Annotated in this window: 10 protein-coding genes; 2 read left to right on the top strand and 8 right to left on the bottom strand. The window is 64.0% G+C overall.

From position 1 onward, the window contains the following. Positions 1 to 13: 13 nt before the first annotated feature. From NGR_RS27965 to NGR_RS27945, 5 genes are all read right to left on the bottom strand, one after another. The gene (locus tag NGR_RS27965; RefSeq protein ID WP_012709847.1) at positions 14 to 991 is read right to left on the bottom strand and encodes an ABC transporter permease; all 978 of its coding nucleotides are present in this window, start codon (positions 989 to 991) and stop codon (positions 14 to 16) included. A gap of 83 nt (positions 992 to 1,074) precedes the next feature. Beyond that, on the bottom strand, positions 1,075 to 2,616 hold the full coding sequence (locus NGR_RS27960; RefSeq protein ID WP_012709846.1) for a sugar ABC transporter ATP-binding protein: 1,542 nt from the start codon (positions 2,614 to 2,616) through the stop codon (positions 1,075 to 1,077). 91 nt (positions 2,617 to 2,707) lie between these two features. Further along, positions 2,708 to 3,697, bottom strand: a complete 990-nt coding sequence (locus tag NGR_RS27955) for an ABC transporter substrate-binding protein (RefSeq protein ID WP_012709845.1) — start codon at positions 3,695 to 3,697, stop codon at positions 2,708 to 2,710. A 304-nt stretch (positions 3,698 to 4,001) separates the two neighbouring features. Further along, entirely contained in the window at positions 4,002 to 5,021 is a 1,020-nt protein-coding gene (locus NGR_RS27950) for an aldo/keto reductase (RefSeq protein ID WP_164924538.1), read from the bottom strand. Positions 5,022 to 5,217: 196 nt separating this feature from the next. Continuing rightward, positions 5,218 to 6,723 (bottom strand): UxaA family hydrolase, encoded by a 1,506-nt coding sequence (locus NGR_RS27945; protein WP_012709843.1) that lies wholly within the window; start codon positions 6,721 to 6,723, stop codon positions 5,218 to 5,220. A gap of 306 nt (positions 6,724 to 7,029) precedes the next feature. Here NGR_RS27945 and NGR_RS27940 point away from each other — a divergent pair, with 306 nt between their 5' ends. After that, positions 7,030 to 7,908 carry a GntR family transcriptional regulator gene (locus NGR_RS27940; RefSeq protein ID WP_012709842.1) on the top strand — a complete coding sequence of 293 codons (879 nt, stop codon included), beginning with the start codon at positions 7,030 to 7,032 and terminating at the stop codon, positions 7,906 to 7,908. Positions 7,909 to 8,177: 269 nt separating this feature from the next. Here the strand turns inward: NGR_RS27940 and NGR_RS27935 are convergent, their stop codons facing one another. Both NGR_RS27935 and gabD read right to left on the bottom strand, forming a co-directional pair. Further along, positions 8,178 to 8,978, bottom strand: a complete 801-nt coding sequence (locus NGR_RS27935) for an aldolase/citrate lyase family protein (protein WP_012709841.1) — start codon at positions 8,976 to 8,978, stop codon at positions 8,178 to 8,180. A 298-nt stretch (positions 8,979 to 9,276) separates the two neighbouring features. Continuing rightward, positions 9,277 to 10,731 (bottom strand): NADP-dependent succinate-semialdehyde dehydrogenase, encoded by a 1,455-nt coding sequence (gabD, locus tag NGR_RS27930; protein WP_012709840.1) that lies wholly within the window; start codon positions 10,729 to 10,731, stop codon positions 9,277 to 9,279. Positions 10,732 to 11,094: 363 nt separating this feature from the next. On the opposite strand from gabD, the gene NGR_RS27925 reads away from it, so the two are divergent. Continuing rightward, positions 11,095 to 11,691, top strand: coding sequence for a nitroreductase family protein (locus NGR_RS27925; RefSeq protein WP_012709839.1), 597 nt, complete (start codon positions 11,095 to 11,097; stop codon positions 11,689 to 11,691). Positions 11,692 to 11,800: 109 nt separating this feature from the next. On the opposite strand, the gene gyrB is transcribed toward NGR_RS27925, so the two are convergent. Continuing rightward, positions 11,801 to 14,236 (bottom strand): DNA topoisomerase (ATP-hydrolyzing) subunit B, encoded by a 2,436-nt coding sequence (gyrB, locus tag NGR_RS27920; RefSeq protein ID WP_012709838.1) that lies wholly within the window; start codon positions 14,234 to 14,236, stop codon positions 11,801 to 11,803. Positions 14,237 to 14,306: the final 70 nt, after the last annotated feature.

Raw genomic sequence — 14,306 nt, 5'->3', positions numbered from 1 at the left:
GGCCAAGCGCTATTCAACGCGACCCGCGGCGTCGCAACTGGTCGAAATAGACGATCACGATGATCAGCAGACCGGTGATGATGCGTTGCCAGAAGGAATTGACGTTCAACAGGTTGGCGCCGTTGTTGATCGTCGCCAGGATGAAGGCGCCGAGCAGCGGCCCGTGCACGGAACCGACGGCCCCGAACAGGCTGGTGCCGCCGATGACCGACGAGGCGATCGCCTGCAGTTCCCAGCCCTCCGCCTGCGTGGCGTTGCCGATGCCGATGCGCGAGGCGAGCAGCAGGCCGACAAAGGCGGCGCAGGTCGACGACAGGATATAGGCGAGATAGATCGTCCGGTTGACGTTGACGCCGGAAAGGCGGGCCGCCTCGCTGTTCGAGCCGACGGCGAAGAGATAGCGGCCGAAACGGCTCAGATGCAGGAAGACGTAGGCCGGAACCGCGACGACGATCACCATCCAGAAGAGGCTCGGGACGCCGAGAAAGTCGGCGCGGGAGAAATTGGTGAAGGCCTCGTTGGTGATCGAGATCGTCGAACCGTTGGTGATCAAGAGGCCGATGCCGCGCAGCGACGTCAGTGTCGCGAGCGTGATGATGAAGGGCGGCAGGCCCATGCGGACGATGCCGAAGGCATGGAATACGCCGATCAGCACACCGATCAGGAGAGTTGCAATGAGCGCCAGCCAGAGCGGCACGCCGGCCGCGAGCAGCCAGGCGACGATGACGCTGGTGAAGCCGACGACCGCGCCGACCGAGAGATCGATGCCGGCGGTGATGATCACGAAGGTCTGGCCGACCGCGAGGATCGCGGTCATCGCGCCCTGGCGCAGCAGGTTGCTGATATTGTTCGGCGTCCAGAAGGCGCTCGTCGCCAGGCCAAGGAGCAACCAGAGGACAACCAGCAGGCCGAGAAGTGTAAGCCCGAACAGGATGCTGACCCCTCTCTTCGGCGTCGGCCCTGTACCGCTTTCTACCGTTTCCACACTCATTCTTCCCTCCCTGCAGTCCCTTTTATTTCGATCTGTAGCTTGAGCGGGGATGGCGGCGAAACCGCGTATATCCGCTCGAACGATCAGGCATTGATCGCCTGCGCCAAGACATCCTCGTGGCTGGCGGCGCGGTAGTCGTGGCTTGCCACAAGCCGTCCCTGCCGAAACACGTGCAGGCGATCCGCAAGCTCGTAGACTTCCGGCAGATAGGAGGAGATCAGGATGATCCCCGCCCCTTTTTCCAGCAGCCGGGCGAAGAGCCGGTAGATTTCCGCCTTGGTGCCGACGTCGACGCCGACGGTCGGTTCGTCGAAGATGAAGAGCTTGGCGCCGTGGCTCAGCCATTTGCCGATGACGATCTTCTGCTGGTTGCCGCCGGACATGGCGGAGGCGAGCACGCGCCGCGACGGTGTCTTGATCTGCAGATCGCGGATCTGGCGGTCGGCATTGGCGGCCTCCTCGGCGCGATTGATCGTCACCCCGCGCGTCAGTTTCCGAAAGACCGGCAGGTTGATGTTGAGGCCGATCGGCAGGTTGAGGCAAAGGCCCTGGTCGCGGCGGCTTTCCGGGGCGAGGGCGATGCCCAGTTCCATCGCCTTGCGTTCGTTGCCGATCTCGACCTTGCGGCCCTGCCAGTACACCTCTCCGGCGGTGAGCGGATGACGACCGTAGAGGCCGAGCGCGAATTCGCTGCGCCCCGCGCCGATCAGGCCATAGAGCCCGACGATCTCGCCGGCCCGGACGGAGAGCGATATGTCGCTGAAACCCGGCCCGGAGAGCCCCCGCGCCTCGACGATGGTCTCGCCAAGGGCAAACTGCTCCTTGTGGTAGATCTGCTCGATGGTGCGGTTGATCATCAGCGCGATCAGCTCCGCTTCGTTGGTCTCGCCGATATCGCGGGTACCCACATGCGTGCCGTCGCGCAGCACCGAGACGCGGTCGGCGAGCTCGAAGACTTCCTCGAGGCGGTGGCTGATATAGACGATGGTGACGCCCTCGCCCTGCAGCCGGCGAATGAGGCGGAAAAGCTGGGCGGATTCCTGCCGCGTCAGATAGGCCGTCGGCTCGTCGAAGATCAGGAAGCGGGTGCCGCGCATCGCGGCGCGCGCGGTCGCGACAAGCTGCTGCTGGCCGATCGTCAGGCTGCCGAGCGTCGCGTCGGCGGGCAGGTTGAAACCGAGATCGTCGAGAACGCCCTGGGCTGCATCGGTCATCGCCCGCTTGCGCATCAGGCCGCTGTTGTTCATCTCGTCGCCGAGGAACATGTTGGCCGCGACGCTCAAGTGCGGGCAGAGCACGACTTCCTGGTGGACGGCATTGATGCCGCGGCTGATCGCCTCCGTGGGGGTGGCAAGCTGAACCGGCTCTCCTTGCCAGAACACCTCGCCGGCCGTCCGGGGAATTACGCCGGTCAGAAGCTTGATCAGCGTCGACTTGCCGGCACCGTTTTCACCGACGATCGCGTGGATCTCGCCGGACAGGAAGGTGATGGTGGCGGGCTTCAGCGCCTGAACGGCACCGTAATTCTTCTGCAGGCCGCGCAGCTCCAGGATCGGCTTGCCCTTCGCAACGGCCGCCTCGAGTTCGGCTTCGTGCCGTTGGCTGACCTCTTGAAGCCCTGTCATCACACCCTCCTCACTTCCGGTCTGCGACGGCCGTCGCACCAAAGACGCGTCGTGGCGCAGGACACCCACGCCACGACGCAATCGCGGCAGGTCAGTTGACCTTCGGGTTCAGCAGCGCGTCGATCTTCGGCTCGGCCATGTTGGCCTTGGTGACCAGGTTCGCGCCGGTATCGACATTGGCCTCGACCTTCTCGCCCTTCGAAACCGCGAGCGCCGTCTTCACGCCATCATAGCCCATGCGATAGGGATCCTGCACGACCAGCCCGGCGAGCACGCCCTCCTTGAGGAAGCCGACGGTCTTTTCGTCGCTGTCGAAACCGATGACCTTGATCTTGTCGCCGAGCTTGTTCTCGGCGATCGCCTGGCCGGCGCCCTGCGCCATGATCAGGTTGGAGGCGAAGACGCCGACGAGGTTCGGATTGGCGGTGATCAGGTCGGTCATGATGTTGAGGCCGGTCGTCGCCTGGCCGTCGGCGTATTTGTCGGCAACAACCTTGAGGCCCGGATACTTGGTCTTCACCTGATCGAGGAAGCCTTCGCGGCGCTGGTCGAGCGAACCGACGCCCGGCAGGCTGGTGATGATGGCGACCTCGCCCTCTTCCTTGCCGGTCGCTTCCTTGATTGCCGCGGCAAGGCCGTCGGCGGCGATGCGACCACCCTGGACGTTGTCGGTCGTCAGGAACGACGAGAAGGCCTTTGAATCCGCCCCCGAATCGATGCCGATGACCGGAACCGCCTTGGCGGCCTCGTCGATCGGCTTGCCAAGCGCCTTGAACTCGGTCGGGGCGATGACGACCGCGGCCGGCGCTCCGGCGACGGCGTTCTCGAGGATGCTGATCTGGCCGTTGATGTCCGATTCCGACTGCGCGCCGAGTTCCGGCACGTTGACGCCGAGGTCCTTGCCTGCGGCGCGCGCGCCGGCCAAGACGATCTGCCAATAGAAGGACGTGGTGTCCTTGACGATGATCGGGACGGTGACGTCCTGCGCGAAGGACGGCACCGGCGCCAGGGCGGCGACAAAGGCTGCGCCGGCAAGCGCGTTGAAGGCGCGGCGGGAAAGAATGCGTCTGGCAATGCTCATCAGGTTTCTCCTCTCAATTTAACACCTTGTTCCGTTATCGAGACCGATCCGCCAGGTGCTTGTAGATGGTCTTTTATCAATAAAAAACATTTCGGGGCACGCTAATTCAGGCAAGTCGAATTGGCAAGCCCTCATTGATTATTCCCTTCGTCGCGTTCCTCCACGACGCGACCGGGATCGCCCGCCGCCTCGGCAACGAGCCTACAGCGCCGTGCATCTCGGATGCAGGAAGGACGCCGCAGCACTTTGAATTGCTCCATGTTTTCCCTTGGATCGCCGATTCAAGGAACATGCAGCAGGAAACTCAGACCCGCACGGCCTCCGCGCCAAGCGCGGGGGCGACCAGCGTGTAAGGCTCGAAGGCGGCGAAATCCTCCGCCGTTATCGTCTTCTGGGCCAGCTCCATGTTCCGCTCCAGGCTCGAAGGCTTGGCAGTGCCGAGCAGGACCGAAGCGACCTGAGGGGTGGCAAGCGGAAACTGCAGGGCGGGTGCGGCAAGCGGCAGGCCGCGCTCGCCGGCAAGCCGCTTCATGGCCGCAACCTTTGTCCTGACCTCTTCCGTCGCCGGCATATAGTCGAAATGCGCCCCTTCCACGGGGCCGGTGGCAAGAATGCCGGAGTTGAACACGCCACCGACGACGAGCGAGGTCCCTTTCTTCTGGCAAAGCGGAATGAGCTCTGCGACCGCCGACCGGTCGAGAAGCGTGTAGCGGCCGGCAAGCAGGATGCAGTCGATATCCGCGTGGCGCATTACATCGAGGCAGACGGGCACCTCGTTGACGCCCAGGCCATAGGCCGAGATGGCGCCGCTCGATTTCAGCTCCTCCAGCGCCTTGAGGCCGGAATCGAGCAGTTGCCGGAGATAGACGGCGTTCCTTGCCGCCCCGTGCGTGTAGCCGCCGATATCGTGGACATAGAGAATGTCGATGCGGTTGAGGCCGAGGCGGGCGTAGCTCATCTCCACCGAGCGCATGATCGCGTCATAGCCGTAGTCGTAGCTGACGTCGAAATTCAGCGCCTTGACGTAGGAATAGTCCGGCACCTTGTCGTCCGCCACCGGATGAAGCAACCGGCCGACCTTGGTCGACAGCACATAGCTGTCGCGCGGTTTGTCGCGCAGGAAATCGCCGACGCGGCGCTCGGCAAGCCCGAGCCCATAATAGGGCGCCGTATCGTAGTAGCGGATCCCCGATCCCCAGGCGGAGTCGAGCGTCGCCATCGCCGCCTCGCGCGTGCATTCGCGATAAAGGCCGCCGAGCCCGGCGGTGCCGAAGCTGTATTCGGTCACCGCCAGATTGGTGCGGCCGATCTTTCTCGTCTGCATTCCTTGTCTCCTCCCTGCAAGGATGCGTCCTTCACGCATTTGCCCCTCATCCGGCCTGCCGGCCACCTTCTCCCCGTTCTGACGGGGAGAAGGAGACTCGTGGCGCTCCCTCGTCCCATCTCCCCGCCTGCGGGGAGAGGGTTAGTCCTCGGGTTAAACCCGAGGAGAGGGGCAATGTCACTGAAACCGCCGCCCCCTAAAGCGTCGCCCCCAGATGCCAGGGGACGAATTCGTTGTCGCCGTAACCGAAAAGTTCGCTCTTGGTCTTTTGGCCCGAAGCCGTGTCGATGATGAGGTCGAAGATCCGACGGCCGAGCTCGGCGATCGTCGCCTCACCGGACGCGATCACGCCGCAATCGATATCCATGTCCTCTTCCATCGCCCGATAGAGCGCCGTGTTGCTGGTCAGCTTGATCGACGGCGCCGGCCGACAGCCGAAGCAACTGCCGCGGCCGGTGGTGAAGGCGATGACATTGGCGCCGCCGGCGACCTGGCCGGTCGCCGACACCGGGTCGTAGCCGGGCGTATCCATGAAGACCAGGCCGTGCTCGGTGACGCGCTCCGCATAGTTGTAGACGGCGGTCAGCGGCGACCGGCCGCCCTTGGCGACGGCGCCGAGCGATTTTTCGAGAATCGTCGTCAGGCCGCCGCGTTTGTTGCCCGGCGAAGGATTGTTGTCGAGCGAGGCGCCGTGCATCTCGACGTAATTTTCCCACCAGGAGATCAGCCCATCGAGCTTCACCGCCACCGCATCGTTGACGGCCCGGCTGCGCAAGAGATGCTCGGCACCATAGATCTCCGAGGTCTCGGAGAGGATCGCCGTGCCGCCGGCACCGGCAAGAATGTCGACCGCGGCGCCGAGCGCCGGGTTTGCCGTCACGCCTGAAAGGCCGTCCGAGCCGCCGCACTGCAGCCCGACGATGATCTCGCTGACCGGCATCGGCACGCGGCGGGCGGTCGCCACCTCCCTGGCGATTTCGTCGAGAACGCCAAGGGCGCGCTCGACCGAGCGGCGCGAGCCGCCGGCCTCCTGGATGTTGAAATGCCGCTTCTCCGCGCCGGCGCCGCTCTGGCCATAGAGCGTCAGCTGGTTGACCTCGCAGCCGAGCCCAACCATCAGCGCGCCGCCGAAATTGGCATGACGGGCATAACCGGCAAGCGTCCGGTGCAGGTTCTTCATGCCGTCGCCGGAGGACGACATGCCGCAGCCCTGGTCATGCACGATCGGCACGAAACCGTCGATGCCCTCGTAGTGGGGCAGGATGCGCCGGTTGGCCTCCTCGGCGATGGCGCGACAGACGGTGGTGGAACAGTTCACGCTGGCGAGAATGCCGATATAGTTGCGGGTCGCCGCCCGCCCGTCGGCCCGCCGATAGCCGAGGAAGGTGCGCGCCTTGTCGGCCGCGCTCGCCGCTTCCGGCGGAACCGGCGCGCCGATCGCCAGCCGGTCCTGATCGAAGGCGAGATTGTGGGAATGCACATGTTCGCCGGCGGCGATGTCGCGCGTGGCGCGGCCGATCGCCTGGGCATATTTGATCACCGGCTCACCGGCCGGAATCGGCCGGATCGCCGCCTTGTGGCCGGCTTCGATCCGCGCCATAGCCTTCGGCCCGCCGGGAAGCGTTTCGCCCGGATCGATCGCAACCGTGGTGACGGCGACGTTATCCTCCGGCGCAAGAAGAATCGAAGAAGGTGAAGACAAGCTGAAGCGCTCCCGGAACGGATTTCGCGGGACGGATCCCGCGTCTCTTGGTTCTGTCTTTTATCTACAATAGACAGAACTTCGTCAATGGGTATTATGGCTGTTGCGCAGACGAGAATGCTCTCACGAGATGGCGGCATGGGAAAGGCAGGACGAACGACGGTCTCGACGGTTTCTGCGATCGACCCCGAGACAAACCGGCGTTGCCGGGCTACTGCATGATTCCTTAAACAGCGACCTTGGCGCGTCCGATCGGACGCGCGGCGCTATCGATGAGCGAACAACTTCAATCGGCCGGATCATTTCATGGCGAAGCAGAACACCGTCTTCAAGGATGCTTTCAACCGCTGCCTCACGCTGCTTTCGGATACATCCGCGCTGCCTTCCGAACCGGAGCTTGGGCAGGCCCTCGGCGTCAGTCGCACGACGGTGCGTGCCATCCTGGCTCGCTGCGAGGAGGTCAAGCTCATCAGCTGGGACAAGCGCCGCAAGATCGTGCTGAGGCGTCCGGAGCCTTCCGACTATTTCCCGACCGAGGAAACCGACTCGCTCGCCGAGAGAATCGAGCGCAGCTTCATGCGCCGGATCCTGGCGGGCGGGGCCGAGCCCGGCATGCAGATCAACGAGCTCGAACTGGCGCGCGAGATCGGCACCGGCACGACGAGCGTCCGCGAATTCCTGATCCGTTTCAGCCGCTTCGGCTTGATCGAGAAGCGGCCGAACAGCCATTGGGTGCTCAAGGGCTTTACCCGCGACTTCGCGCTCGAACTGACGGAAGTGCGCGAAATGTTCGAGCTCCGCTCGGCTGCGCGCTTCGTGACTCTGCCGGAGAACGACCCGGCCTGGGCAGAGCTGACACAGATCGAGGCGCTGCATCGCGACATTCTCGCCGACATCGACAACCGCTACAGGGAATTCTCCGAACTCGACGAGCGCTTTCACCTCCTGGTGCACAAATCGTCGAGCAACCGCTTCATCGTCGATTTCTACGACGTCATCGCGATCGTCTTCCACTACCACTACCAATGGAACAAGGCGAACGCGCGCGAGCGCAACGCCCGAGCACTGGAAGAACATCTCGCCTATATCGCCGCCCTTCAGTCGCGCGACCCGAAACAGGCGGAACAGGCCTGCCGCCGGCACCTGAAGTCGGCGCGCGAGACCCTGCTGCAGTCGATTCCTTAGGACGAAGGGGTTGATACCCCCTCTGCCCTGCCGGAGATCGGCTGGAGCTACGGCTCTGCCCAACGTCGATATTGCATTTTCTGAACCCACGGCATTCCATGAACGGATGGCGGGGAGTGGGACATTGCCACTCGCCAATCTCCCCCCTTGTGGGGGAGATGCCCGGCAGGGCAGAGGGGGGTGTAGGTGTTGCCCTCGACGCATCGGTGCCTCTACGCCGCCTGACGCGCGGAGGTCCCAGCAACGATCATCCGGTGCCGCGATGCCAATCAGTAGCCGGATTCAGTCCGGACCGGCTCGACCTCTCCCAAATATTCGCGGCGTAGCCGTTCCGTCGCGCTGACGAGCAGGGTCACGTCGGTGCCGATCGCCATGAAGTCGGCGCCGAGATCGCGGTAGTCGCGCGCCTGCACGGGATCGAGGGTGAGGATGCCGCGCGCCTTGCCGGCCTTATGGATGCGCGCAAAGCCATCGATGATCGCGGCCCGGACCTCCGGGTGGGCGGGATTGCCGAGATGGCCCATGTCGGCGGCCAGGTCGGAGGGGCCGATGAACAGGCCATCGACGCCATCCAAAGCGGCGATCTCGTCGATCGCAGCGAGACCTGCCCGACTCTCGATTTGCAGGATCAGGCAGATCTCGTCATTGGCGTTCTGCAGATAGTCCTTTATGCGACCGAAGTTCGTGGCACGCCCGAGGGCGGCGCCGACGCCGCGGATGCCGTGCGGCGGATAGCGGACGGCACGGACCAGCTGCCGCGCCTGCTCGACACTGTCGACCATCGGGATGAGCAGCGTCTGGGCACCGGTGTCGAGCACCTGCTTGATGAGAGCCGTATCGCCGACCGGCAGGCGCACTATCGGATGGCTGCCGCGGCCTTCGATGGCGCGATATTGCGCGGCGAGCAGCGGCAGATCGTTCGGCGCATGTTCGCCGTCGATCAGCAGCCAGTCAAAGCCGCTACCGCCGACCACTTCGGCGGCATAGGGGCTTGCTAGCGCCACCCAGAGACCGAGCTGGAAGCGGTTTTCGCGGATCGCCGCTTTGAAGGAATTCTTGGGGGCCGGCATTGATCTCTCCTACTGCGCGGGATAGCGACCGGTTTTGCCCCTCATCCGCCTGCCGGCACCTTCTCCCCGCGAGCGGGGAGAAGGGCGATGCCGCACCCTCCAAGTCCCTCTCGGCAATTGCAGGAGGAGGAGAGGTGCACCCCGCGTGCGGGGAGAGGGCTAGTCCTCGGGTTAAACCCGAGGAGAGGGGCAATACCGCGCCCAATCGATTGCGTTTGCTAACGTCTTACCCACAAAAGAAAAAACCGGCCAGAACTTTCCGGCCGGTTCGCTTCACGTCAGGATGATGCTGTCTGCCTCAGGCGATGCCGCCGAGGCAGACATATTTGATCTCCATGAATTCCTCGATGCCGTATTTCGAGCCCTCGCGGCCAAGCCCGGAGAACTTGACGCCGCCGAAGGGCGCTTCCGCGGTCGAGATCAGGCCGGTGTTGACGCCGACCATGCCGTATTCGAGTGCCTCGGCGACGCGGAACACCCGCGCCAGGTCCTTGGCGTAGAAATAGGAGGCCAGGCCGAATTCGGTGTCGTTCGCCTGACGGATGACATCCGCCTCGTCCTTGAAACGGAAGAGCGGCGCGACCGGGCCGAAGGTTTCTTCGCGGGCCACCGCCATCGCCTGGGTGACGTCCGCCAGCACCGTCGCCTCGAAAAAACTGCCGCCGAGCGCGTGGCGCCTGCCGCCCTGAATGACGCGGGCACCCTTGGCAAGCGCATCGGCAACGTGCTCCTCGACCTTCTCGAGCGCCGGCTTGTCGATCAGCGGCCCGAGGATGGTGCCGTCTTCCATACCGTTGCCGGTCTTCAGCTTTGCAACCGCGGCGGCAAGCTTTTCCGAGAAAGCGTCGTAGACCCCCTCCTGAACGTAGAGGCGGTTGGCGCAGACGCAGGTCTGGCCGTTGTTGCGGAACTTGGCGATCAGCGCGCCTTCGACGGCGGCATCGAGATCGGCGTCATCGAAGACGATGAACGGTGCATTGCCGCCGAGTTCGAGCCCGAGCTTCTTGATCGTCGCGGCACTCTGGCGGTAGAGCTCGGCGCCGACCTCGGTGGAGCCGGTGAAGGTCAGCTTGCGCACCGTCGGGTTGGAGGTCATCTCGGCACCGATCTCGCGGGCCGAGCCGGTGATGACGGAAAACAGGCCCTTCGGCATGCCGGCCCGTTCGGCGAGCACGGCAATGGCGATCGCCGAGTAGGGGGTCTGCGCGGCGGGCTTCAGAACCATGGCGCAGCCGGCCGCGAAGGCCGGGCCGGCCTTGCGGGTGATCATCGCGTTCGGGAAGTTCCAGGGCGTGATCGCGGCGACCACGCCGATCGGCTGCTTCATCACCAGGATGCGCTTGTCCTTCTGGTGGCCCGGCACGAGGTCGCCATAGACGCGGCGTCCCTCTTCCGCGAACCACTCGATGAAGCTTGCGCCATAGACGATCTCGCCGGTCGCCTCGGCGAGCGGCTTGCCCTGCTCGATCGTCAGGATCTGGCCGAGATCGTCCTTGTTCTCGATCATCAGCTCATACCAGCGGCGCAGGATTGCCGCGCGCTCCTTTGCAGTGCGACCGGCCCATTCCTTCTGCACCCGCGCCGCGGTTTCGATCGCAACCTTAGTCTCGGCGGCGCCGAGTTTCGGGACGCGGCCGATGATCTCGCCGGTCGCCGGGTTGTTTACCTCGATCGCATTCTGCGGGTCCGCTTCGATCCAGTTTTCGCCGACGAGCGCGGCCTGGCGAAACAGCGACGGGTCCTTCAGATTCATGGCTGGTCCTTCCCTCCGAAAAAAATCTACAGAACTTATACAACTTTTTTCAGATTCGACAATCACCCGCTGTCGTTTCTGCCGTTTCTGCTTTTTCCGTTCGATCAACGGCCAGACCGCGACCCAAGAACGTCCGCCACCTCGCTTCGTTCCCGCCTTCCGAAGGGCTGCCGCTCGGCAATCCGCGCTCGATCAATTTTAAAGGCGCACGTTCCAAAGTGCCTTCATCTCCTATAGCGTCGCGGCGAATCCGGCTCCTCGGCAGACGCATCGCCCGCTACTGCATGTCTCCTTAAATCGCGCGCGGCGCTGTAGGTCGAAGAGCCTCCCAAGGGATTCAGATGAAGGACAAGGATACTCTTCGTGACGGAAATCAACCACAGGAAAGCCGACCATCCGATTCATGCCATCTTCCTCGAGCGCTGGTCGCCGCGCGCCTTCACCGGCGAGGAAATCGGAAAAGAGGAGCTGCTGGCGCTCTTCGAGGCGGCGCGCTGGGCGCCTTCGGCGAGCAACATCCAGCCGTGGCGCTTCGTCTATGCGCGCCGCGGCAGCGAGTATTTTGCTTCCCTGCTCGAAACGCTCGACGAGGGCAACCAGCGCTGGGCGAAAAACGCCTCGGCGCTCGTCATCGTTCTGTCGAAGACGCACCGGGTCACATCGACCGGGGAAGTGAGGCCCGCCTATACGCACGCCTTCGACACGGGTGCCGCCTGGTTTGCGCTGGCGCTGCAGACACAGCTTGCCGGATGGCACGCCCACGCCATGGCTGGAATCGACCGCGACAAGGCGATGCGCGTCCTCGGCGTACCGGAGCACCACCGGGTCGAGGCGGCAGTGGCGATCGGCAGGATCGCCGACCCGTCCACGCTTCCGGAGGATTTGCGCGAGCGGGAAAAGCCGAGCCAGCGCAAACCGATCAGCGAATTCGTCTTCGAGGGTCGATTCCGGGCCGATTGAGGCGTGAACAGACAAACCGGCTGCAAAAAATGAAAAGCGTGAGGCCGAGACAGCCCCACGCTTTTATTTACGACACCGCCGAGTGCTTCCTCCGAACCCGATCGGTCCGTCAGATATCGAGGTTGGCGACGCTCAGAGCGTTTTCCTGGATGAAGTCGCGGCGCGGCTCGACCTCGTCGCCCATCAGGCGCGAGAACAGGCCGTCCGCATCGGTGGCGTCGGAAACCTTGACCTGCAAGAGCGAGCGGACGTTCGGATCGAGCGTCGTTTCCCACAATTGCTCGGCGTTCATTTCGCCGAGACCCTTGTAGCGCTGCATCGTCAGGCCCTTGCGGCCGGCGGCAAAGATCGCGTCCAGGAGCGCACGCGGTCCGCTGATTTCGTGCGTGCCGTCGCGGCGGCGCAGAACAGGCGGCGCCGCATAGACTTCCTTGAGCTTCGCCGTGAGTTGGTCGATGTGGCGGGCGTCGGAGGAGCCGATCAGCGCCATGTCGAGCACTGCCACTTCCTTGACGCCGCGCACCATGCGCTCGAGCTTCAGGCCGCCCTCGGCTGTCACCGATCCGACCCAGCCCCTTTCGGTTTCCTCGGCAATGACGTCGAGCCGGCGGGCCACTTCGGCGGCGACCTTCTGGTAGTCGTCCTGGTGGCTGTTGAGCTCGGTATTGAGCGCGCCGGCAATTGCCGCCTGCTCGACGATCGCCCGGTTGTAACGCGAATGTAGCCCGTCCATCAGCGACCGCAGCCGCAGGGCGTCGTTGATGACCTCGCGGAAATCCTGCCCGGCCCTGACTTCGCCGGAGCCGAGGGTCAGCGAGGCCTCCTCGAGGCCCATGGTGATCAGATAGTCCTCGAGCGCCTTTTCGTCCTTCAGGTACTGGGCGGACTTGCCGCGCGTCACCTTGTAGAGCGGCGGCTGGGCGATATAGAGGTGGCCGCGCTCGATCAGCTCCGGCATCTGCCGGAAGAAGAAGGTCAGCAGCAGAGTGCGGATGTGGGCGCCGTCGACGTCGGCGTCCGTCATGATGATGATCTTGTGGTAGCGCAGCTTGTCGGCGTTGAACTCGTCCTTGCCGATCGAGGTGCCGAGCGCGGTGATCAGCGTGCCGATTTCCTGGCTCGACAGCATCTTGTCGAAGCGGGCGCGTTCGACGTTGAGGATCTTGCCGCGCAGCGGCAGGATCGCCTGGTTTTCGCGCGAACGGCCCTGCTTGGCGGAACCGCCTGCCGAATCGCCCTCCACCAGGAAGACTTCCGACTTGGCCGGATCGCGCTCCGAGCAGTCGGCGAGCTTGCCCGGCAGCGACGAGATGTCGAGGGCGCCCTTGCGGCGCGTCAGTTCGCGGGCCTTGCGGGCCGCTTCGCGTGCCGCAGCCGCTTCGACGACCTTGCCGACGAGGATTTTCGCGTCGGACGGATTTTCCTCGAGCCAGACGTTGAGCGCCTCGTTGACGAGGCTTTCGACCACCGGCCGAACTTCGGAGGAGACGAGCTTGTCCTTGGTCTGCGACGAGAACTTCGGATCCGGCACCTTGACCGACAGAACCGCCGTCAGCCCCTCGCGGCAATCGTCGCCGGTCAGCGACACCTTTTCCTTCTTGGTGATGCCGGAGGTGTCGGCATAGGAGGTAATCTGTCGGGTCAGCGCGCCGCGGAAACCGGCCATATGGGTGCCGCCGTCGCGCTGCGGAATGTTGTTGGTGAAGCAGAGCACGTTCTCGTGGTAGCTATCGTTCCACCACATCGCCACCTCGACGGTGATGCCGTCCTTTTCGCCGCGGATCGACACCGGCTTGTGAACCAGCGGCTTCTTTGCCCGGTCGAGATAGGCGACGAAGGCCTCGAGCCCGCCGTCATACATCATCTCGTCGCGGCGGATGTCCGAATGGCGCTTGTCGGTCAAGACGATGCGGACACCGGAATTCAGGAAGGCGAGTTCGCGAAGGCGATGCTCGAGCGTCGCAAAGTCGAATTCGGTCTTCGAGAAGGTCTGCTCGCTGGGCAGGAAGGTGACCTCGGTGCCGGTCTCGCTGCCGGCGTCCCCGGTGACCGTCAGCGGCCCATCGGCGACGCCATGGGTGAAGCTCATTTCGTGAACCTTCCCAGCGCGGCGGATCTTGAGCTTCAGCGACACGGAAAGCGCATTGACGACCGAGACGCCGACGCCGTGCAGGCCGCCGGAAACCTTGTACGAATTCTGGTCGAATTTGCCGCCGGCATGGAGCTGCGTCATGATGACCTCGGCCGCCGAGACGCCTTCCTCCCGGTGGATATCCGTCGGAATGCCGCGGCCATTGTCCGTCACGGTGCAAGAACCGTCGGGATTGAGCGTGACGGTGACGATGTCGGCATGGCCGGCCAACGCCTCGTCGATCGCATTGTCGACCACCTCATAGACCATGTGGTGCAGACCGGAACCGTCATCGGTATCGCCGATATACATGCCCGGCCGCTTGCGTACGGCGTCGAGGCCCTTCAGCACCTTGATGGAATCGGCACCATATTCGGCGATCGCGCCGGCTTCGGTCTCAGAGATATCGGTCATTCGGGTTCAGGTCTTTCCAGGTTCTACGAACGCGGCGATTCGTTGCGAATCACAGCGCGGACGCCTCGCG

Origin of the sequence: Sinorhizobium fredii NGR234 (assembly GCF_000018545.1) — a bacterium.
GTDB lineage: Bacteria > Pseudomonadota > Alphaproteobacteria > Rhizobiales > Rhizobiaceae > Sinorhizobium > Sinorhizobium fredii_A.
This window is presented reverse-complemented; position numbering and strand designations above follow the sequence as displayed.

Excerpts from the sequence above, each read along its gene's own strand:
- NGR_RS27965 (WP_012709847.1), bottom strand. The coding sequence starts at position 991 with ATGAGTGTGGAAACGGTAGAAAGCGGTACAGGGCCGACGCCGAAGAGA.
- NGR_RS27960 (WP_012709846.1), bottom strand. The coding sequence starts at position 2,616 with ATGACAGGGCTTCAAGAGGTCAGCCAACGGCACGAAGCCGAACTCGAG.
- NGR_RS27955 (WP_012709845.1), bottom strand. The coding sequence starts at position 3,697 with ATGAGCATTGCCAGACGCATTCTTTCCCGCCGCGCCTTCAACGCGCTT.
- NGR_RS27950 (WP_164924538.1), bottom strand. The coding sequence starts at position 5,021 with ATGCAGACGAGAAAGATCGGCCGCACCAATCTGGCGGTGACCGAATAC.
- NGR_RS27940 (WP_012709842.1), top strand. The coding sequence starts at position 7,030 with ATGGCGAAGCAGAACACCGTCTTCAAGGATGCTTTCAACCGCTGCCTC.
- NGR_RS27935 (WP_012709841.1), bottom strand. The coding sequence starts at position 8,978 with ATGCCGGCCCCCAAGAATTCCTTCAAAGCGGCGATCCGCGAAAACCGC.
- gabD (WP_012709840.1), bottom strand. The coding sequence starts at position 10,731 with ATGAATCTGAAGGACCCGTCGCTGTTTCGCCAGGCCGCGCTCGTCGGC.
- gyrB (WP_012709838.1), bottom strand. The coding sequence starts at position 14,236 with ATGACCGATATCTCTGAGACCGAAGCCGGCGCGATCGCCGAATATGGT.